Raw genomic sequence first — 20216 nt, forward strand, 5'->3', positions numbered from 1 at the left:
GGGCGCCGGTGGTGCACGGCTCCGTGGTCGCGGTCGCCGCGCCGTCCGGGAGACGTCCGTGGATGGAGCAAGATGGAAGGCCTGATTTTCCCGATTCTGCTCGTCGGCATCGCCGCGATGCTGTTCTTCCAGATGCGCAAGCAGCGGAAGGCGATGAGCGAACAGCAGAAACTGCAGAACTCGTTGACGGTCGGCGACCGCGTCATGACCACCTCGGGGCTTTTCGGCACCGTTGTGGACACGGACGACGACTCCCTCGATCTCGAAATCGCCGATGGTGTCGTCACCACCTGGCTGCGTCAGGCGATCAGGGAGAAGGTCAACTCCGAGTCCGACGAGGACGACAGCGACGAGGACTCGGACGACGAGTCGAGCGACGAACCGGCCGATTCCGGTGACGAGGAGACGGCCGACAGCACCGAGAAGCAGAAGACCAGCTGACGGGCACGTTCGTCGGTCCCTCCGCCGGCCCGCGCGTCGTGCTGAGGATCGAAAAGCCGCACCGGACACGTGCCCGCGAGGCGATTCGTGTCCGGTGGCGGGTTCTCGCCACCCGTGCGCCCGGTCCTACCGGCTGAACACGCGGAACGCCGCGCGCCGGGGCGAACGCGCGGACAGCGATCCGAATCATGGTGGCAAGCACGCGGGTCCGCGGATATGTTGCCGACGTCCCCTCCCAACGGGAGGGGGCGAACATGTGACCTGTCAAACTGAACAGCGCTGTCGCGCAGTCACCGTGCGGCGCGTCGCGTCGTGCCGGAGCGGTGCGACGGCGTGGCTCTGGACGACTGCTGGACCTTCGGCACCGACCTCGGACGAGGAGACAGACCTAACGTGGCACCTCCACGCGGGCAGATCCGGCCGGCACGCTACTTGCTGGCCTTCGTGGTGATTCTCCTGGGTATATACAGCCTGGTGTTCTTCACCGGCGACCGCAAACCCACCCCGGAGCTGGGAATCGATCTACAGGGTGGCACCCGGGTCACGTTGACGGCCCGCACTCCCAACGGGAAGCCACCGAGCGACGAGTCGCTGAAGCAGGCTCGGCAGATCATCGAACAACGGGTCAACGGGCTCGGGGTGAGCGGCTCCGAGGTGACCATCGACGGGACCAACCTGGTCATCACCGTGCCCGGCAAGGACGGGGAGCAGGCCAAACGGCTCGGTCAGACCGCGGAGCTGAACCTCCGCCAGGTCAAGCAGGCCGTTCCCGTGTCGGCCACCCAGGGCGTTCCGGGCCAGGGCGGCCAGGGCCAGGGTGTCCCCGGGCAGGGGGTTCCGGGCCAGGGCGGTCAGGGCGGAGCCTCCCAGCAGGGCAACGGCGCCGGCGGCTCGGGCCAGGACGGCCCGGCGAACACGGCTCCGCAGGCTGCCGTCCAGCAGGCCCAGGACCAGCAGCAGGACTCGGGCCAGCAGGGGGACTCGGGCCAGCAGCAGGCACCCGGTCAGAGCGGCGAGGAGGCCACCAGGGCCGAGCGCATCGAGCAGGCGAAGCAGCTGCGCCAGAGCGAGAACCCCGCGATACAGCGGCAGGCCCTCATGGCGCTGGACTGCAGCGCCCCCGACCCGCTGCGCGGCAACGCCGATCCGAACAAGCCGCTGGTGACCTGCGGTCAGGACGGAAACACCAAGTACATCCTCGAGCCGGTGCTGATCCCCGGCACCCAGATCGCCGACGCGAACTCCGCCCCGCCGGGCCAGCAGAAGCCGCAGTGGACCGTGAACCTGAACTTCAAGCAGCAGGGCAGCCAGACCTGGGCCGACTTCACCTCCCAGAACGTCGGCCAGCAGGTCGGCTTCGTGCTGGACAACCAGGTGGTCTCCGCCCCGTCGATCAACACTGCGATCGTCGGCGGCAACACGCAGATCGAGGGTGACTTCACCCAGGAGGAGGCCGACAACCTGGCCAACACCCTCAAGTACGGCTCCCTGCCGCTGGCCTTCGACCAGTCGACCGCCGAGACGGTCTCGCCCACCCTGGGCATCGTCTCCCTGGAGGCGGCCCTGCTGGCGGGCGGCATCGGGTTGATCCTGGTCGCGGCCTACTGCCTGGTCTACTACCGGCTGCTCGGGGTGCTGACCATCCTCTCGCTGGTGCTGTCCGGCGCGGTCGTCTACGGCGTGCTGGTGCTGTTCGGGCGCTGGATCGGCTTCACGCTCGACCTGCCCGGCATGGCGGGCTTCATCATCGCGATCGGAATCACCGCGGACTCGTTCATCGTGTTCTTCGAACGTCTCAAGGACGAGATCCGCGAGGGCAGGACCTTCCGGTCCGCGGTGCCGCGGTCCTGGGCACGAGCACGCAGAACCATCCTCTCCGCGGACACGGTCAGCTTCCTCGCGGCCGGGGTGCTGTACCTGCTCGCCGTCGGGCAGGTGAAGGGCTTCGCGTTCACGCTCGGGATGTCGACGGTGCTGGACCTGATCGTCGTGTTCCTGGTGACGCATCCCCTGGTCGCCCTGGCTTCCCGCAACAAGTTCCTCTCGCGTCCCGGTCTCTCGGGGCTCGGCGCCGTCCAGCGGATGGGTGAGCGTGCCAGGAAACAACGGCAGGGCAACCAGCAGCAGAGTGCTTCGGGCGGCACTCCGAAGGAGGCTTGAGGCGTGGACACCACCGGAAGCAACGGGAAGGCTCCGGCCGCGGACAGCGGCGCGAACGCGACGGGGCGCAAGAGCGGGGTGCTGCACCGCCTCTACACGGGCACCGGCGCCTTCGACATCGTCGGCAAGCGCAAGTACTGGTACGTCCTGCTCGGGCTGCTGATGTTGGCCTCGGCCGCCTCGATCGGCGTCAAGGGGTTCAACCTCAGCCTCGAGTTCGAGGGCGGGACCAACATCTCGATGCCCGCTCAGGGCGCCTCCGGGCAGATCACCACCGAGCAGGTCGAGAACACGTTCCGGGACGCCCTCGACGAGGACCCCTCCTCGGTTCAGCTGGTCGGCAGCGGTGGCTCGCAGACGGTGCAGATCAGCACCGAGAAGCTCAGCGTCCAGCAGGTCGGCGAGGTCAAGACGGCGCTCTACGAGGAGCTGCGCCCGCTCGGGACCAACGGTCAGCCCAGTGCCGAGGCCATCAGTGACAGCGCCGTCAGCGGAACCTGGGGCAACGAGATCACCAGGCAGGCGCTGATCGCGCTGGGCGTGTTCCTCGCGCTGGTGACCGTGTTCCTCGCGTTCTACTTCGAGCGCTGGATGGCCGTGGGAGCGCTGGTCGCGCTGATCCACGACGTGCTGGTCACGGCGGGGATCTACTCGATGACCGGGTTCGAGGTCAGCCCGAGCACGGTGATCGGCCTGCTGACCATCCTCGGGTTCTCGCTCTACGACACGGTCGTGGTCTTCGACAAGGTCAAGGAGAACACCTCCGGTCTGCTGAGCGTGACCCGCCGCACCTATCCGGAAGCGGCGAACCTCGCGGTCAACCAGTCCCTGATGCGGTCGATCAACACTTCGGTGATCGCCCTGCTGCCCGTGCTGGGGCTGCTGATCGTCGGGGCGGGGATGCTCGGCGTCGGCGTGCTGCGCGACCTGGCGCTCGTCCAGGGGATCGGCATGATCGCGGGTGTGTTCTCCTCGCTGCTGCTGGCCACCCCGCTGCTGGTCGACCTGAAGATGCGCGACCCCAAGTACCGCGCGCAGCGGGACAAGGTCTTGCAGCGCAGGGAGAACCGCGGCGAGGCCGACGAGCAGTCGAGCACGGGCGACGCCCCGGCGGCGGGCGCCGACGAGAAGCCGAGGCGCAACGGCTCCGCGTCCCGACTGGCCGGTGCCGGGGCCGCGAAGGGATCCGGCTCGGCGGAGCAGGCCCGCCCGTCCGGCAAGGCGCAACGTCGCGCCGGGGCGCGCAGGCGCAGGTGAGCTTCTCGGAGAGCGTGCGGCCGGGCAAGTGGCGCGGCCGCTTGCCCGACGCTCGGCACGAGCGAGCGCTCATCCCGCCCGTGGACTCCTTCAACCCGTGACGATCCGCCGTGCGGCCCCCGCCGGGCCGCACGGCGGATTTTTCGCGGGACCGCCTCGCCCGTCGTGAGCGGGTGGAGCGCTTTCGCGAAGCGATCGGCCGAACGGGTCGCGGAATCGATTCAGATCGGTTCGGCCGATGACGGCGGCGGTGATCCGCAGCACTTCTCGACCGCCGAGCGCGGCACAGGGGTGACGGGGAAGTTCGATCGGCCGGTGCGGCGTTATGCTCGGTGTCCGGGTCGTACACCGGACACCTAGGGTGTGCCGTGAGGAGTGGACCCGGGGCGAGCGGATCCTCGAATACCCGGGAGCGTGCTGTGAGCCAAGAAGCCGAGTCCCCTGCGACCGAGTCCTCCGCGCAGCGACCGGCCTCGGCGCCCCGACGGGTTCGCGCGCGGTTGGCCCGGCGGATAACCGCGCAGCGACCCACCCAGGTCAAGCAGGTCCTCGAACCGCTGGCCTCGGTGCACCGCGAGCTGCACCCCCAGGCCGATCTGGGGCTGCTCCAGCGGGCCTACGACGTGGCCGAGGAGCAGCACAGCACGCAGCAGCGCAAGTCGGGCGATCCCTACATCACCCACCCGCTGGCCGTGGCGACCATCCTCGCCGAGCTGGGGATGGACACCACCACGCTCGTCGCGGCGCTGCTGCACGACACGGTCGAGGACACCGACTACCCGCTGGACCAGTTGCGCGCCGACTTCGGCGAGGAGGTCTCGCACCTGGTCGACGGGGTCACCAAGCTGGACAAGGTCAAGCTCGGGAACGCGGCCGAGGCCGAGACCATCCGCAAGATGGTCATCGCGATGGCCCGCGACCCGCGCGTGGTCGTGATCAAGCTGGCCGACCGGTTGCACAACATGCGCACCATGCGCTTCCTGCCACCGGAGAAGCAGGTGCGCAAGGCGCGCGAGACCCTCGAGGTCCTCGCCCCGCTGGCGCACCGGCTCGGCATGGCCACGATCAAGTGGGAGCTGGAGGACCTGGCCTTCGCGATCCTGCAGCCGAAGAAGTACGACGAGATCGTGCGGCTGGTCGCCAACCGGGCCCCCTCCAGGGACATCTACCTGCGCCAGGTCGTCGACGAGATCTCCGGGAACCTGGACGCCGCGCGCCTGTCGGCGAAGGTGGAGGGCAGGCCGAAGCACTACTACTCGATCCACCAGAAGATGATCGTGCGGGGCAGGGACTTCGACGACATACACGACCTGGTGGGCGTGCGGATCCTCGTCGACCAGGTGCGGGACTGCTACGCGGCCATGGGGGTGGTCCACGCGCTGTGGCAGCCGATGCCGGGGCGCTTCAAGGACTACATCGCGCAGCCGAAGTTCGGCGTGTACCAGTCGCTGCACACCACCGTGATCGGGCCGGAGGGCAAGCCTCTCGAGATCCAGATCCGCACCGAGGAGATGCACCGGACCGCCGAGTACGGCATCGCCGCGCACTGGCGGTACAAGGAGTCCAAGGGGCGCGGCCGGGGCGGCGCGGGCGTCGAAATCGACGAGATGGCCTGGATGCGCCAGCTGCTGGACTGGCAGCGCGAGGCCGCCGACCCGGGCGAGTTCCTCGAGTCGCTGCGCTACGACCTCAACACGAGGGAGATCTTCGTGTTCACCCCCAAGGGCGACGTGATCACGCTGCCCGCGGGGGCCACCCCGGTCGACTTCGCCTACGCGGTGCACACCGAGGTCGGGCACCGGTGCATCGGTTCCAGGGTCAACGGCAGGCTCGTCGCCCTGGAGCGCAAGCTGGAGAACGGCGAGGTCGTGGAGATCTTCACCTCGAAGGCGGAGGGGTCGGGGCCCAGCCGCGACTGGCTGTCCTTCGTGGCCTCGCCGCGGGCCAAGACCAAGATCAAGCAGTGGTTCGCCAAGGAGCGCCGCGAGGAGGCGATCGAGTCCGGCAAGCAGGCCATCGCCAAGGAGCTGCGCAGGCTCGGCCTGCCGGTGCAGCGGCTGGTCTCGGCCGACTCCATCGGCTCGGTCGCCAAGGAGCTGCACTACACGGACGTCACCGCGCTCTACGCGGCGGTGGGGGAGCGCCAGGTTTCCGCGCACCACGTGGTGCAGCGGCTGGTGGCCTCCCTCGGCGGGGTGGAGCAGGCCGAGGACGAGATCGCCGAGCGGGCCACCCCCTCCACGGTCCAACAGCAGCAGCGCAGGTCCTCCGGGGATTCCGGAGTGCGCGTGGAGGGGGCGGGCGCCGGTGAGGTGTGGGCCAAGCTGGCGCGTTGCTGCACCCCGGTTCCCGGCGACGAGATCCTCGGGTTCGTCACCAGGGACGGCGGGGTCAGCGTGCACCGCACCGACTGCAACAACGCCGAGGACCTGCGCAACAAGCCCGAGCGCTTGGTCGACGTCTACTGGGCCCCGTCGAACTCCTCGGTCTTCCTCGTGGCGATCCAGGTGGAGGCGCTGGACCGGCACCGGCTGCTCTCGGACGTGACGAAGGTGCTCGCCGACGAGAAGGTCAACATCCTGTCCGCCTCGGTGACCACCTCGAAGGACCGCGTCGCGGTGAGCAGGTTCTCCTTCGAGATGGGCGATCCCAAGCACCTCGGGCACGTGCTCAAGGCGGTGCGCAACATCGAGGGGGTCTACGACGTCTACCGCATGACCTCGGCGTCCTGACCGACGAGGCCCCGCCGGACGAGGCCCTGATCGACGACGTGGTGGTCGCGGACGCGGGGCTCGAGGGCGCGGGGCGCAGTTCCCGCCTCCGCCGGGACGCGCCCCGGCGGAGGCGGGTGCGTGCCGGGGACGTTCCCCGCCCCCGGCACGCCGTGCTCAGGACGAGATCTTGACGTCCTCGAAGTTGATTTTCTTGTTCGGGTGACCACCGCCCGCTCGGGAGAAGGCGCCGTCGTGGCCCGCGCGGGCCACCTCGTCGACCACCTTCAGCCCCTCGTCCGAGACGGTTCCGAACACCGTGTACTTGGACGGCAGCGGGGCCTCGCCGTAGACGACGAAGAACTGGCTGCCGTTGGTGTCCGGCCCGGAGTTGGCCATGGCGAGGTAGCCGCGCCCGTAGTCGATGTTCTCGTAGGTCTCGTCGTCGAACTGGTAGCCGGGGCCGTTCTTGCCGGTGCCCTTCGGGTCGCCGCACTGCAGCATCTGCAGCTGCTGCGTGGAGAGCCGGTGGCACGGCGCGCCGTCGTAGAAGTCGGCCTCGGCGAGGTGGACGAAGCTGTTGACCGTGCACGGGGCCAGGGAGCGGTCCAGGGTGATCGGAATGCTGCCGCGGTTCGTCTCGATCGTGGCGTCGACGGTCCCCTCAGAGCTCACCTTCCCGTTCTCCGGGGGATCCACCGGTTTCGCCGGCTCGCCGGCCTGGCGGTACTCGCAGGAGACCTGCGCGGGCAGCGGCTCCGGACGGGAGGGGGCCGGAGCGCGCTCACTCGGGATGGAGACCGACGACTCCTGGGACTGCGTGGACTCCGCGGCGCCGGTGCTCGAGGGAGCGCCGGCCGCGTTGTTCTGGCCCCCGCCCGCTCGGGTCAGGAAGTACACCCCGACCACGGCGGCTATCACCACCACGATGGTCGTCGTCACGGCGACGGTCCTGCGTTTGCGCGCTTGCTCCTCCCGGCGAGCGAGCTGGCGTTCGAGCTTGCTCTTGGCGGCTTGACGGCGTTGTTCGTTGCTGGACAACTGTTCCCACTCCGTGGTCGCGGTCGGTCGGCTGGGCAGTCCCCGCGTGGCTGAGTCGTGGGGGCTCGGTTCCGGCACGTGAGCCCCCGGCCGGTGCGGGTTCCGCGAGGCGGAACCCGCACCGCGTGCCGGTCGCGCTCGCGGGCCGGGGCCGTAGGTCCGCGCTGCGCGGATCACCGGCGTGCGGATGAACGATTTCCTCTCCCGGTCGGGTGCGGTCGTCGAACACACGGGGCCGATCCGCGCGGAGGCCCGGTCGAAGCGCCGCCGCGCGGATCATTTCGCAGGGGAGTGTAGAACGGAACCTTCCATCTGAAGTGCGCAGAGTTCCCGGACCGGAACTCCCGATCGGAGGGCCCACTCCAACGCGGGCGCTTCGAGCCTGAGCAGCCGGACTGACCCCGGCTGAGGTTCCGCCGAGCGACCCGCCAAGCAGCGGGAGCCGCCTACCCGCACACCGCCGCGGAACCATCTACTCGGGCCGAGCCGCCGACCCTCTAAGCTGGAAGCAGTTGAGTGATCCGGGTGCGCGGCGAGCGGTGCGCACCCCGGTCGTAGCTCGTACCCGAAGGCGAAGGGGAAGCACTCCGTGCTTGTTGTCGGTTTCCCAGTCGGACAGCTCCAGGCGAACTGCTACGTCCTGGCGCCGCACGAGGGCGGTCCCTGTGTCGTGGTGGACCCGGGACAGGACGCCGTCGACGCCGTGAACGGCCAGTTGGACAAGCACGGGCTCACCCCGGAGGGGGTGCTGCTCACGCACGGCCACTTCGACCACGTCTTCTCGGCGGGCGAGCTGTGCCGAGCCCACGGGATACCGGCCTGGGTGCACCCCGCCGACGAGTACATGATCGGTGATCCCGGAGCCGCTCTGGGACCGGAGGGGCGTCAGCTCTTCGACGGGGTCTCCGTGACGGTTCCGGAGGACCTGCGCGCGCTGTCCGGGGACACGACGCTGGAGGTCGCGGGAATCCGGTTCGCGGTGCACCACGCTCCCGGCCACACGGGTGGGTCGATGCTGTTCGAGGCCGTCACCGAGGAGGGCGGACGGCTGCTGCTCACCGGGGACACGCTGTTCGCGGGGGCGATCGGGCGCACCGATCTGCCCGGAGGCGATCACGAGAGGATACTGGGGACGCTGAGCTCCGAAGTCCTGCCGCTGGAGGACGAGACGGCCGTGCTCCCCGGGCACGGCCCCACGAGCACCGTCGGCCGTGAGCGTGCGGGGAACCCGTTCCTGCAGGACCTGCGCGCCCCCGACGACGCGGCGAGCTGACCCGCTCGCGAGCACGACAGGAACCACCGAACCCGGAAGAAGCCGGCAATGAGCATGTTCAACGCCCCCAAGGGCATCCCCGAGTACTACCCCCCGGAATCAGCGCGTTTCCTCGCCGTGCGGGACACCCTGGGCGAGGCCGCGCGCAGGGCCGGGTACGGCTACATCGAGCTCCCCCTGTTCGAGGACACCGCCCTGTTCGCGCGGGGGGTCGGCGAGTCGACCGACGTGGTCACCAAGGAGATGTACACGTTCCCCGATCAGGGGGGACGTTCGATCACGCTCCGCCCCGAGGGGACGGCCGGGGTGATCCGCTCGGTCATCGAGCACGGCCTCGACAGGGGGCAGCTGCCGCTGAAGCTGTACTACAGCGGCGCGTTCTTCCGGTACGAGCGGCCGCAGGCCGGGAGGTACCGCCAGCTGCAGCAGGTCGGGGTCGAGGCCATCGGTGTCGACGACCCGGCGCTGGACGCCGAGGTGATCGCGGTCGCCGACGAGGGCTACCGCAGGCTCGGGCTGACCGGGCATCGCATCGAGCTCACCTCCCTCGGGGACAGCACCTGCCGCCCGGAGTACCGCGCCAAGCTCCAGGAGTTCCTGCGCGGGCTTCCGCTGGACGAGGAGACGCGTCGTCGGGTGGAGCTCAACCCGCTGCGGGTGCTCGACGACAAGCGCCCCGAGGTCCAGGAGATGGTGGCCGACGCCCCGCTGATGGCCGACCACCTGTCCGAGCAGGCCGCCGAGCACTACGAGTCGGTCAAGGCGCACCTGCGCGACCTGGGGGTCCCGTTCACGGAGAACCCGCGCCTGGTGCGGGGGCTCGACTACTACACCAAGACCACTTTCGAGTTCGTGCACGACGGGCTCGGCGCGCAGTCCGGGATCGGCGGTGGTGGTCGCTACGACGGGTTGATGGCCGATCTGGGCGGTTCGGAGCTGTCCGGAGTGGGCTTCGGGGTCGGACTGGACCGGACCGTGCTCGCCTGCGAGGTCGAGGGGGTCTCCGTCGGGGACGAAACGCGGTGCGATGTCTACTGCGTGCCGCTCGGCGAGCAGGGCAAGCGGCGACTGGTCTCGATCGCGGGGCAGCTGAGGGCGGCGGGCCTGCGGGTCGACGTCTCCTACGGCGGCAAGGGGCTCAAGGGCGCGATGAAGGCGGCAGACCGTTCCGGCGCCCGTTACGCGCTCGTGCTCGGTGACCGCGACCTGGAGGCGGACTCGGTGCAGCTGAAGGAGCTGGCCACCGGCGAGCAGCGCAGCGTCTCGCTGGAGGACGTGGTCGAGCAGGTGCGGACGGTGCTGGCCCGATGAGCGGGCAGGAGAGCGCCGTCTCGCTGGACCTGCTCGACCGCCGCGTGGTGCGCAGGCGCGCGATCAGCGTCGCGATCGCGGCGGTGCTGGTCGGTGCCGCCATCGGCGGCATCGCGGGGCTGTTCGCCGGTCCGGCCGGGTTCTTCGTGGCCTTCGTCGTGCTGGCCCTGCCACTGCTGCTGATGGCGTTCAGCGAGTCCAGGAAGACCTACTGGCTGAGCGGCACCGAGGTGGCGGCCCGGGCCTTCGGAACCCGCAGAGTGGACCTGAGCTCGGCGACCAGGCTCGACGTGCTCGTCACCGATGTGCGGGGAGCGCGGACGATCAGCCTGCTCGTGGCGGGGCCGCCGAAGAACCGGGCGCTGAACGTCGCGCTGGCCATGTACGCAGGCACCGGGGGCAAGGAGCTCGGCGTCTACGAGCTCCGCCAGCTGGCCGACACGCTGGCGAGCACGGGGGACACGCGGGCTCTGGTGCTGTCGGAGTTGATCGTGGCCCAGCTCAAGTCCGAGGCGCGCGGGGACGCCGCCGCGGATCGTCCGCTCTACCGGCTCGCCTCGGTGGCCCCTTCCGGGACCATGGCCCAGCGGCTGGCCAACGAGGACGTGGCCAAGTTCGTGGCCGGGCTCGGCTGAGGGAGTTGTTCGGCTCGGCTCGCGCGGTTCACTCGGCGGGCTCGGACCGCAGCGGGCGCGGGGATCCGGTTGATCGCGGCGGGATCCCCGTGGGGGGCAGCTCCAGGCCCGGATCGGTGCGGAACGGGTGCTCGGCGCCCGTTGCCGGGGCGTTCCCGGTGCCGAACGTGGCCCGTGCGGCCCCAGAGCGAGCTCCGCGCGCGATCAGCTCCGCCGCGTCCGTGCCGTGCGCCCGCCCGCCGGGGGCGGCGCTCGGTTTCTCCCGCATGACGATCAGCGCGGCGATCGCGGTGGTCAGCGGGACGGCCGCGATCAGCCCGAGGCTGCCGGCGAGGGTGCGGACCACTTCCTGGGCGACGTCCTGGGTGGTGACGATGTCGACGAACGAGCGCCCGGACAGGCTGTAGGTGAGCAGCAACGGCAGCGCGGTGCCGGCGTAGGCGAGCACCAGGGTGTTCACGGAGGAGGCCACGTGGTCCCGCCCGATCCGGAGCGCGGCCGAGTACAGCTGCCTCCACCGCAGGTCGGGATTGGCCCGGTGCAGTTCCCACACCGCGCTGGTCTGGGTGACCGTCACGTCGTCGAGCACCCCGAGCGCGCCGATGACGATCCCGGCGAGCAACAGCCCCCGCGCGTCGATGCCGTGCCCCAGCGCGCCGACCAGCGCCGAGGTGGAATCGTCCAAACCGGTCAGTTGGGTCAGCGCGGCGAAGACTGAGCTGAGCAGGCCGATCAGGGCGAGACTGGACAGGGTTCCCAGCACGGCGGTGGAAGTGCGCGCCGAGAACCCGTGGGTGGAGTAGAGCACGAAGAACATGATCAGCCCCGCTCCCACGACGGCGACCTGCAGCGGGTTCCGTCCGGCGAGGATGGAGGGCAGGACGAAGCCCGCTATCACGGCGAAGGCCGCCCCGAGCGCCAGCAGCGAGGCCACGCCCTTCCAGCGGCCCAGCACCACCACCGCCCCCGCGAACAACCCGAAGAGCAGGAGCATCCAGTGACCCCGCTGGTAGTCCACGATCTGGTAGGAGGTGCCCTGCCGGGGAGCTGTTCCCGAGTAGGCGAGCACGACCTCGTCGTCGACATCGAACTCGGGAGTGGTGGGTTCCACCGGCACGTTCTGCTCGATGGTCGCTCCGGCGGCCGGACCGTTGCGCAGTTCGATCCGCAGCCGCAGGCAGTCACCCCGGGCTCCGCTTCCCGAGGGCGCGGAGGTGGCCGGGTCGGCTCCGGAGCCGGGCAGGGTGCAGTCGCCTGTTTCGGCGCCCGCGATCTGCCCGTCCACTGGGGTGCGGGCGAACCCGGTGGGGTTGGTCGGGGAGGGGTGCTCGCCGAAGGGGTAGAGCAGGAGCGCGCCGATCAGCGCGGCGAGCGCGAAGGGCGCGAGGACCGCTGTCAGCAGCGCTCTGGTGCCGGTGGAGGCCGGTGGTGCGTCGTGTCCGTGTCCATGGCCGTGTCCGTGGCCGTGGTCGGGCAGCTGCGGGACTCCCTCGGAACTGCGATCGTCGGGCACCGGATCATGGTATGGGCGGTTCGACGGCCGCGGTCGGGACAGGGGGCGCCGCGGGAGAGCTGGGGCTGGAGCGGTCCGGGTCAGCGGAACCGTCGCGCGTGGCCCCCCGGGTCTTCCTCGTCGAGGGCGTGCGGGAGCCGCGCGGCCGGGATCGTAGCGGTGCTGCGGGCCGGTTCCCAGCGCACGCAGAAGGATCCCCTGCCGAAGTCGAGCGCCACGGCGTGGGTGCGCCCGCGGGAGTCCAGTGACATCGAGCTGGGTGCCTCCCGTTCCGAACCGTCGGAGCACACCGTGAAGTTCTCGCAGCGCGCGGGTGGATTCTCGGGGTCGAAACGCAGTTCGACGAGATATTCCCGCACGGGGAGCCGGAATCTGCGCGAATAGGTGTGGTCCTGGTCCGTTCCCACCAGACCTTCGGGGCCGTGGGCGATCTCGTATTCCAGCAGCGCGGTTTCGCCCTTCTCCAGCGCGCGCTCGAACAGCAGCTCGGCCACGACCACTCCGTTCTCGTGGTCGGACAGGACCTGCCCCAGGTGACAGCCGTTCAGCGTTCGGATCGCCGGGGGCGCGACGTTGGTTCCGGAGTTGTCGAAGACGGTGACCCAGCGGTCCACTCCGTTGCGCTCGGCCTGCACGAGTTGGCGCACGTGCAGGCCGCGCTGCTTGCCCGCTCCGTCGATGTCGAGGACGTCGTGCTGGCTGAGCCTGGTGAGGTGCGCGTCCGCGCTGGTGTCCAGCCGGCTGAGCATCCCGGCGGCCGAGGCGTTGTCGGACCAGATGCTCGTCAGCGGAGGGGCCGAGCTCTCGGCCCTGCTCCTGCCGCGTGGTTTGGGCGGACCGAGCAGCGCGGAGAGCGCGCCGCCGGGGATTCCGAGCACGTCCTCCAGCTCGCGGAGCGCGGCCAGCGAGTCGGGGCGCTCGGGGCGACGACGGCCGGACTGCCAGTAGCTCAGCGCGGTGATGCTCACGGGGGTTCCCCGGAGGTGGAGGCGGTGCTGGATGCGTTCCAGGCTGAGCCTGCTCGTGCGAATGGCGGCGCGCAGCGCGACATCGAAGGGGCCCGTGTGCAGGAGGTTCTTCAGCTCGGGCGAGAGGTGTCGCTGTCCGTGCCCGACCACCGGAGACGACGTGGAAGGTGTTCGTGTGCGGGGAACCACCATCACCGCTCCTCGTGCCGACCGATCTCGTGCGGAACGCTAATTGTATCGATCACGGGCGTGCAACGAGGTTGCGAGAAATAGACGTCCTCGGAGGATGACCGTTGTTCGTTCTTTTGTCGATGAGAATTCTTTGAAAGAAGATGTGATCGCGCGAAACGGCGAGTGGTGTCGGGAATGTCCTCTTTGCTTCGTTCGCGCGGGGCGGGTGGCCCGGCTCGACTCGGGGACCGCGGAGCTCGGAGCGGCGCCAGGTGCGGCAGACCGGCGGCGGCCGCACCCGGTGCCGCCGGTGAAACCTGCTGCGAGGGACGTGCGCGGCATTGGCTAACCTGGAGTGGTCCGCGCCGACAACGGCCAGCCCACACACCGAAGAGGAGATCAACACCCGTGATGCGCACGCACGAGGCCGGCTCGCTTCGCGCCGACCACGCAGGGCAGTCCGTCACCCTCGCGGGATGGGTGGCGCGTCGCCGGGATCACGGAGGAGTGATCTTCAGCGATCTGCGTGACGCCTCCGGCGTCGCTCAGGTGGTTTTCCGCGAGGGGGAGATGGCCGAGCGGGCCCACCGGCTGCGCGCCGAGTTCTGCGTCCGGGTCACCGGTGAGGTGGTGCGCAGGCCCGAGGGCAACGAGAACCCGGAGATCCCGACGGGGTCGATCGAGGTGACCGTCACCGACCTGGAGGTGCTCTCGGAGTCGGCTCCGCTGCCCTTCCCGCTGGACGAGCACCTGGAGGTCGGCGAGGACGTCCGGCTGCGCCACCGCTACCTGGATCTGCGGCGAGCCGAGCCCGCTCGCGCGATCAGGATGCGCAGCGAAGCCAACCGCATCGCCCGCGAGGTGCTGCACCAGCGGAACTTCGTCGAGGTGGAGACGCCCACCATGACCCGCTCCACCCCGGAGGGGGCCAGGGACTTCCTGATCCCGGCGCGGTTGCAGCCGGGCAGCTGGTACGCGCTCCCGCAGTCGCCGCAGCTGTTCAAGCAGCTGCTGATGGTCGGCGGGCTGGAGCGCTACTTCCAGATCGCCCGGTGCTACCGCGACGAGGACTTCCGCGCCGACCGTCAGCCCGAGTTCACCCAGCTCGACATCGAGATGAGCTTCGTGGACGCGGCGGACGTGATCGAGATCAGCGAGCGGATCGTGGCCGCGCTGTGGAGCGAGCTGGCAGGTCACGAGATCTCCACGCCCATTCCGCAGCTGAGCTACGCCGATGCGATGGCCCGTTACGGCACGGACAAGCCGGACCTGCGGTTCGGGATCGAGCTGACCGAGCTCACGGAGTACTTCCGCAACACCCCCTTCAGGGTTTTCCAGTCCCCCTACGTCGGGGCCGTGGTGATGCCGGGTGGTGCCGACCAGCCGCGTCGCCAGCTGGACGCCTGGCAGGAGTGGGCCAAGCAGCGGGGTGCCAAGGGACTGGCCTACGTGCTCGTCGGCGCGGACGGCACCCTCTCCGGCCCGGTGGCCAAGAACCTGTCGGAGGAGGAGCGCGCGGGCCTCGCCGAGGCCGTGGGCGCGGCTCCCGGCGACTGCGTGTTCTTCGCCGCGGGGCGGGCCGCCCCGTCCCGCGCTCTGCTGGGCGCGGTTCGCCTGGAGATCGCACAGCTGTGTGACCTGATCGACGAGCAGGCCTGGTCCTTCGTCTGGATCGTGGACGCCCCGATGTTCGAGTCCGTCGACGACAGCGACGACGTGGCGGTCGGAAGCGGCGGCTTCACCGCGGTCCACCACCCGTTCACGGCCCCGGAGCCGGAGTGGGCGGAGGAGTTCGACCGGAATCCCGACAACGCCCTGGCCAGCGCCTACGACCTCGTGTGCAACGGCAACGAGATCGGTGGTGGCTCGATCCGCATCCACCGCTGGGAGATGCAACAGCGCGTGTTCGAGGTGCTGGGGATCTCCAGGGAGCAGGCCGAGGAGAAGTTCGGCTTCCTGCTGGAGGCGTTCCGGTACGGCCCGCCGCCGCACGGTGGCGTCGCGTTCGGCTGGGACCGGATCTGCATGCTGCTGACGGGAGCCGAGTCGCTGCGGGACGTGATCGCCTTCCCGAAGAGCGGTGGCGGCTTCGACCCGCTCACCGGCGCGCCCGCGCCGATCACGGCCGCCCAGCGCAAGGAGGCCGGGGTCGACGCCAAACCGGCCGCGCGCGGTGGCGGCGGTTCCAAGGGGACCGCCGACGCGGCGGGCGAGCGGAGTCCGGACTCGGAGTGACCTGTTCGGTCGTCCCCTCCCGGTGGTTTGCCGGGCGTGCTGGTCCGGGAGTGCGGGTTCGCCCCCCCGGCGCGGCAGCGCTCGGAGATCGGCGGTGGCTCAGAAGGGGCCACCTGAGCTGCTCGCGCCCCCGCGGGAGGTTCCGCCGAGCAATCACCCGCGCGGGCCGGGACGACGCAGTCCTGCTGGGGGTCGCCGTTTCATAACGAGCCGGTAACCCGTGCTTCCCGTGGGGTTCCGGGGTCTCGTCGTTCCGGGTGATGCACCACGGCGGCACGGGTTGCCGAGCCGTTGTCGTCCGAGTAACGGTGGAGGTGGTCGTGCTCTCTCCGGTACCGTCCAGGTGCGGAGACCGACCCCCGATCCGGGGACAACTTGACCGGTCAGGCCCGTGGAAGAACGGGCGGTGGCGGTAGGGTCTGGAGACGATGAGCGTGGAAATCACCACCGGTCCGCCGGAGGTTCGCGTGCCCGCGAGTGCGGAGGTCACCGATACGATCGGTACGGCCGAGGCCGTGCTCACCCGCAGAACGGGGGCATCCGTCCGGCTCGCCGATCCGGAGGATCTGGGGGGTAGTGGTCGCTCGGTCGTCATGAGGGTGCGGGTGGCCGAGACGCCTTTCGAGCTTCCGCGCACGCTCGTGATCAAGCACTACGGAGCCGTCCCCGACGAGGGGTGTTCCGATCCGTTCGCGCACGAGGCGGCCAGCTGTCAGCTGGCCACCGCGCTTCCGCCCGAGCTGCGGGTGGGGCCGGAGCTGATCGCCCAGGACATCGAGCAGCGACTGCTCGTGCTCGAGGACCTCGGCCGGGGAGCCACCCTGGCCGACGTGCTCTTCGGCGACGACCCGAAGGCGGCCGAGCGGTCGATGCTCGCCTGGGCGCGTGCGCTCGGGCGGCTGCACACTTCGATGGCAGGCAGGGAGGCCGACTTCGACGCGCTGATGCGCCGGGTCGGGGGCGACTCGTGGGCCGACCCGGTGGCCGTGGACATCAGGCGCTCGTTGAGCGAGCTTCCCGAGCTGCTGGAGCGGACCTTGGGCGTTTCGCCCGCGGAGGAGGTGCGCGAGCGGCTCTCGACCGCTTCCGGGCTGCTCGGTTCGACCAAGTACCGCTCGTTCAGCCCTTCGGACATCTGCCCGGACAACAGCCTGGTCACGGGCAACGGGGTGCGCTTCCTGGATTTCGAGTGGGCCTGTGTGCGCGACGTCGCCCTGGACGCGGCCTATCTGCTGTTCCCGTTCCCGTCCTCGTGGTGCTCCTACGCCCTGCCCGAGGGGATGGCGGAGAACATGCTGGCCACCTGGCGTTCGGAGGTGGTCGAGGTCTGGTCGGACCTGGACGACGACGCAGTGCTGCGCCCCAGGCTGCTGGACGCGCAGCTGCTCTGGGTGTGGGTTTCGACCTGGTGGTTCCTGCCGCGCGACGGCCAGTCGGACGGTCCGATAGACGCTCACATGCCCTCGCCGCGACGCAGTACCGCGCTGGCCGACCGCTGGCGTCGGCTGGGTGAGGACGCGCGGTCGGCGGGATTGAGCGAGGTGGCCGAGTGCGCTGATCGGGTCGTGCGTGCCCTGGTCGAGCGTTTCGGCTCCGAGATTCTGGAACTGCGGCCCTATCCCGCTTTCCGCTGAAAGAGTGAGTCGCGTCCCGGCATACGAGAAAATTGTTACTCACCGGAATGGTGGGGGCGCCTCCGCCGTGTTCTCGCGTGCCGGGCTTCGAAATGAGACGTTTTTCACTTTCAGTGGGTCTCAAGTGCGGGTGACCCCCGGCTGACCTGAAAAAATTCTCACTTTCTTGTGTCCGGGCGGGGCGGTGCGGCATTTCCCCACCGGTTCGGACTAGTGCTGGTTCACCTCGAGGAAACATTTCTTCAGTAGTATTGAACGTGTCGGCGGATCGAGCCGACCGATGCAGCTCGATGTCGGGGTTTCCGCTCGTGGGGTGGCGCGAGGTTTCGTCGGACGAGAACTCGGGGCGACCCGGTGGAGATCCGAGCGGAGAGCTGCGATCGGCCGAGGAAATCGTCCGGGCGTTCGGCGGGGGTGACAGTGGACACCAGGCTTGGTGCGGCGCTGCGAACAGCGCTGTTCCTGCTGTTCGCGGTGGTGCTCGTCGTCTTCTCCCCCGTGCACGTGTCCAGTGCGACGGCTCAGGTGTCCAGGTCGGTGTCCTCGGAGCACAAAACCGAGCACGGAGTTCCCTGCGAGACCGAGAAGCTGCGCAAGCGTTCCGGCGTCGCCGTGCTCGTTCGCAGAGCCGGCGAACAGGGTAACCAGGTCCTGCTGGGCAAGGCCGCCGGGCGGCGGACGAGCCTGACGCACGACAGGCACGAGGACTGCTCGAGGGTAGTGCGGGCCGTCGGGAGTAGACGCGGCTTGTGCGAATCCGCCCACTCACAGGCCAGACTTCAGGTGTATCGCAGGTGATGGCTCACTGCTCCGGCAGGACGGGCCGTGGAGCTGCGGAGTCGTTCGAGGCTGCGCGGCGACAGGCTCCACCGCCGGGCACTGGCAGGTCTTTTTCGGGAAACGCCGATTCCGCTCGGCCGCGCCCCGAGTCGTCCGAGGGCTGACTCGGGATCGAACGATTCGGAACCGAACGGATCCGAATCGGCTTCGAAAAACTGCCTGCCCAAGTCCGCGGGTGTCCGCCGAATTCTCCCTCGCCAATACGCGAGTTCGTTCGAACTTCTTTTCCGAGAACGAGTGACTCCCGCGAGGGCTTCGTGTTCGGAAAGGTTGCCACGCGTACCAGCGACTTATTTCGACTGACGACTCCTGCGGGACCACGCGTGTCCGATGAGGCCGCGCGTGGCCTGTATGACCTACACGGAGTGAGACGTGACTGCACAGCTCGAATCGCCCCGCCCCGACTCGGAAAGCACAGCGGGGCTCATAGGCCGGCACAAGCAGACCTTCGGTTTCGACCTCGGCGCTTCCCTAGTCGTCTTCCTGGTGGCGCTGCCGCTCTGCGTGGGCATCGCGGTCGCTTCCGGGGTCCCTGCGGAACTGGGCATCATCACCGGTGTCGTCGGCGGGATCGTGGTCGGCTGCCTGCCGGGTAGCACCATGCAGGTGAGCGGACCGGCAGCGGGCCTGACCGTGCTGGTGTCCTCCGCCGTCGCCGATCACGGCCTGGCCACTCTCGGAGTGATCGTGCTCGGCGCGGGGCTGCTGCAGATCCTGCTGGGGCTGATCGGCATAGGAACGTGGTTCCGGGCGATATCCCCCTCCGTGGTGCAGGGGATGCTCGCCGGGATCGGCCTCGTGATCATCCTGGGCCAGATCTACCCCGTCGGCGGGATGGAGCAGCCCTCCGAGACGGGCGCCAAGTTCTCCGGACTCCCCGAACTGCTCAACTCGTTGCTGACCACTTCCACCGGCAGGTCCGGGCTGGCCATCGCCGTGGTCACCCTGCTGACCATGACCCTGTGGGGCAGGATGCCCCAGCGACTGCGCCTCATCCCGGGACCGCTGGTCGGCGTCGGCGTGGCCGCCCTGCTCACCTCCGTGCTCGGGCTTCCGCTGGAGACGATCCAGGTGGGCTCGCTGCTGGAGACGGTCAACCTCGTGACCCCGGACTCCTTCGGGGCCGCGACCAGTTTCGCCGTGCTCGGGTCGATACTGACCTTCGCGTTGATCGCCTCGGCCGAGAGCCTGTTCAGCGCGGCCGCGATCGACCGGATGCACGACGGCCCCAAGACCCGCTTCAACACCGAGTTGATGGCCCAGGGGGTCGGGAACACGATCTGCGGTGTGCTCGGTGCGCTGCCGATGACCGCCGTCATCGTGCGCAGCACGGCCAACCTGAACGCGGGGGCGCGGACCAAGCTCTCGCGGGTGATGCACGGGATCTGGCTGCTGCTGTTCGTGATGCTGCTTCCGGGGGTGCTCTCCTACATCCCCCTGGCGACCCTCGGTGCGCTGCTCCTGCACGCAGGCTGGAAGCTCCTCGGGGTGCGCCAGGTGGCCAAGCTGCTCCGCGAGCAGCGGGCCGAGGCGTTCGTCCTGGTGCTGACGGCGGGCATGATCCTGGGCACCGATCTGCTGATCGGTACGCTGACCGGGCTGGTCGCCGCCGTGATCAAGACCGCCTGGGAGGTTTCCCGGCTCTCGGTCGAGGTCGAGCACGAGGACGAGGAGGACCACGCCCAGGTGCGCCTGCACGGCAACGCCACCTTCCTGCGGCTGCCCCAGCTGCAGGACAAGCTGGAGCAGTTGCCGGTGACCAGCAGTGCGCACGTCGACATGACCCCGGTGCGCCACCTCGACCTGGCCTGCCACCAGGCGGTGGAGAACTGGGCGGAGCAGCGCCGCAAGAGCGACTGCGAGGTCGAGCTCGCCATGCCGAGCTCCAGGTGATCCCCGGGGGCCGCTTCCGGTAGGAGCTCGCCCTCCGGTCGGTGGAGGTGCTCGCCCCGCGGGTTCTTTCGCCGCGCACCGAGCGCTCGGGCGTCCTTCGGCGCTGCCCGCGTCGGGGGACGCCCGGTGCCGG

General features: G+C 69.6%; 14 protein-coding genes. 11 read left to right on the forward strand and 3 right to left on the reverse strand.

The window, feature by feature from the left end; all coding sequences use genetic code 11:
- The first annotated feature begins 72 nt into the window (after window positions 1–72).
- The 4 genes from yajC (at window position 73) to G9Q41_RS10635 (ending at window position 6590) form a co-directional block, all read left to right on the forward strand.
- Window positions 73–441, forward strand: coding sequence for a preprotein translocase subunit YajC (gene yajC, locus G9Q41_RS10620; protein WP_092520370.1), 369 nt, complete (start codon window positions 73–75; stop codon window positions 439–441).
- Window positions 442–834: 393 nt separating this feature from the next.
- On the forward strand, window positions 835–2601 hold the full coding sequence (secD, locus tag G9Q41_RS10625) for a protein translocase subunit SecD (protein WP_347567523.1): 1767 nt from the start codon (window positions 835–837) through the stop codon (window positions 2599–2601).
- Between the two features lie 3 nt (window positions 2602–2604).
- The gene (secF, locus tag G9Q41_RS10630; RefSeq protein WP_165632638.1) at window positions 2605–3858 is read left to right on the forward strand and encodes a protein translocase subunit SecF; all 1254 of its coding nucleotides are present in this window, start codon (window positions 2605–2607) and stop codon (window positions 3856–3858) included.
- Window positions 3859–4277: 419 nt separating this feature from the next.
- Window positions 4278–6590 (forward strand): bifunctional (p)ppGpp synthetase/guanosine-3',5'-bis(diphosphate) 3'-pyrophosphohydrolase, encoded by a 2313-nt coding sequence (locus G9Q41_RS10635; protein WP_092520373.1) that lies wholly within the window; start codon window positions 4278–4280, stop codon window positions 6588–6590.
- A 156-nt stretch (window positions 6591–6746) separates the two neighbouring features.
- On the opposite strand, the gene G9Q41_RS10640 is transcribed toward G9Q41_RS10635, so the two are convergent.
- Window positions 6747–7610 (reverse strand): peptidylprolyl isomerase, encoded by an 864-nt coding sequence (locus G9Q41_RS10640; protein ID WP_092522479.1) that lies wholly within the window; start codon window positions 7608–7610, stop codon window positions 6747–6749.
- A 589-nt stretch (window positions 7611–8199) separates the two neighbouring features.
- On the opposite strand from G9Q41_RS10640, the gene G9Q41_RS10645 reads away from it, so the two are divergent.
- Genes G9Q41_RS10645 through G9Q41_RS10655 form a run of 3 tightly spaced genes read left to right on the forward strand, consistent with a single transcriptional unit; the run spans window position 8200 to window position 10829 of the window.
- Window positions 8200–8883: an MBL fold metallo-hydrolase gene (locus G9Q41_RS10645; RefSeq protein WP_092522481.1), complete on the forward strand. Its 684-nt coding sequence runs from the start codon at window positions 8200–8202 to the stop codon at window positions 8881–8883.
- 48 nt (window positions 8884–8931) lie between these two features.
- On the forward strand, window positions 8932–10194 hold the full coding sequence (gene hisS, locus G9Q41_RS10650) for a histidine--tRNA ligase (protein ID WP_165632637.1): 1263 nt from the start codon (window positions 8932–8934) through the stop codon (window positions 10192–10194).
- A complete protein-coding gene (locus tag G9Q41_RS10655) occupies window positions 10191–10829 on the forward strand; it encodes a hypothetical protein (protein ID WP_092520376.1) in 639 nt (212 codons plus the stop codon). The genes hisS and G9Q41_RS10655 overlap by 4 nt, the downstream gene beginning before the upstream one ends.
- Before the next feature lie 28 nt (window positions 10830–10857).
- Here the strand turns inward: G9Q41_RS10655 and G9Q41_RS10660 are convergent, their stop codons facing one another.
- Together G9Q41_RS10660 and G9Q41_RS10665 are read right to left on the reverse strand one after the other, a co-directional pair.
- The gene (locus G9Q41_RS10660) at window positions 10858–12342 is read right to left on the reverse strand and encodes a YibE/F family protein (protein ID WP_092520378.1); all 1485 of its coding nucleotides are present in this window, start codon (window positions 12340–12342) and stop codon (window positions 10858–10860) included.
- An 80-nt stretch (window positions 12343–12422) separates the two neighbouring features.
- A complete protein-coding gene (locus tag G9Q41_RS10665; protein WP_092520379.1) occupies window positions 12423–13502 on the reverse strand; it encodes a hypothetical protein in 1080 nt (359 codons plus the stop codon).
- A gap of 387 nt (window positions 13503–13889) precedes the next feature.
- On the opposite strand from G9Q41_RS10665, the gene aspS reads away from it, so the two are divergent.
- The 4 genes from aspS to G9Q41_RS10685 all read left to right on the forward strand — a co-directional run bounded on the left by aspS (window position 13890) and on the right by G9Q41_RS10685 (window position 20083).
- The gene (aspS, locus tag G9Q41_RS10670; protein ID WP_092520381.1) at window positions 13890–15716 is read left to right on the forward strand and encodes an aspartate--tRNA ligase; all 1827 of its coding nucleotides are present in this window, start codon (window positions 13890–13892) and stop codon (window positions 15714–15716) included.
- A 428-nt stretch (window positions 15717–16144) separates the two neighbouring features.
- Entirely contained in the window at window positions 16145–17350 is a 1206-nt protein-coding gene (locus tag G9Q41_RS10675; protein WP_165632636.1) for a phosphotransferase, read from the forward strand.
- Window positions 17351–17770: 420 nt separating this feature from the next.
- Window positions 17771–18148 carry a hypothetical protein gene (locus tag G9Q41_RS10680; protein ID WP_165632635.1) on the forward strand — a complete coding sequence of 126 codons (378 nt, stop codon included), beginning with the start codon at window positions 17771–17773 and terminating at the stop codon, window positions 18146–18148.
- Window positions 18149–18562: 414 nt separating this feature from the next.
- Complete coding sequence (locus G9Q41_RS10685) at window positions 18563–20083, forward strand: SulP family inorganic anion transporter (protein WP_165632634.1); 1521 nt, start codon at window positions 18563–18565, stop codon at window positions 20081–20083.
- Window positions 20084–20216 lie beyond the last annotated feature (133 nt).

It is taken from the genome of Actinopolyspora sp. BKK2, assembly GCF_011291845.1.
GTDB classification, from domain to species: Bacteria; Actinomycetota; Actinomycetes; order Mycobacteriales; family Pseudonocardiaceae; genus Actinopolyspora; species Actinopolyspora saharensis.

Bases quoted from the DNA above. Each gene is read 5' to 3' on its own strand.
- yajC (WP_092520370.1), top strand. From the start codon at position 73: ATGGAAGGCCTGATTTTCCCGATTCTGCTCGTCGGCATCGCCGCGATG.
- hisS (WP_165632637.1), top strand. From the start codon at position 8,932: ATGAGCATGTTCAACGCCCCCAAGGGCATCCCCGAGTACTACCCCCCG.
- G9Q41_RS10655 (WP_092520376.1), top strand. From the start codon at position 10,191: ATGAGCGGGCAGGAGAGCGCCGTCTCGCTGGACCTGCTCGACCGCCGC.
- G9Q41_RS10665 (WP_092520379.1), bottom strand. From the start codon at position 13,502: ATGGTGGTTCCCCGCACACGAACACCTTCCACGTCGTCTCCGGTGGTC.
- G9Q41_RS10675 (WP_165632636.1), top strand. From the start codon at position 16,145: ATGAGCGTGGAAATCACCACCGGTCCGCCGGAGGTTCGCGTGCCCGCG.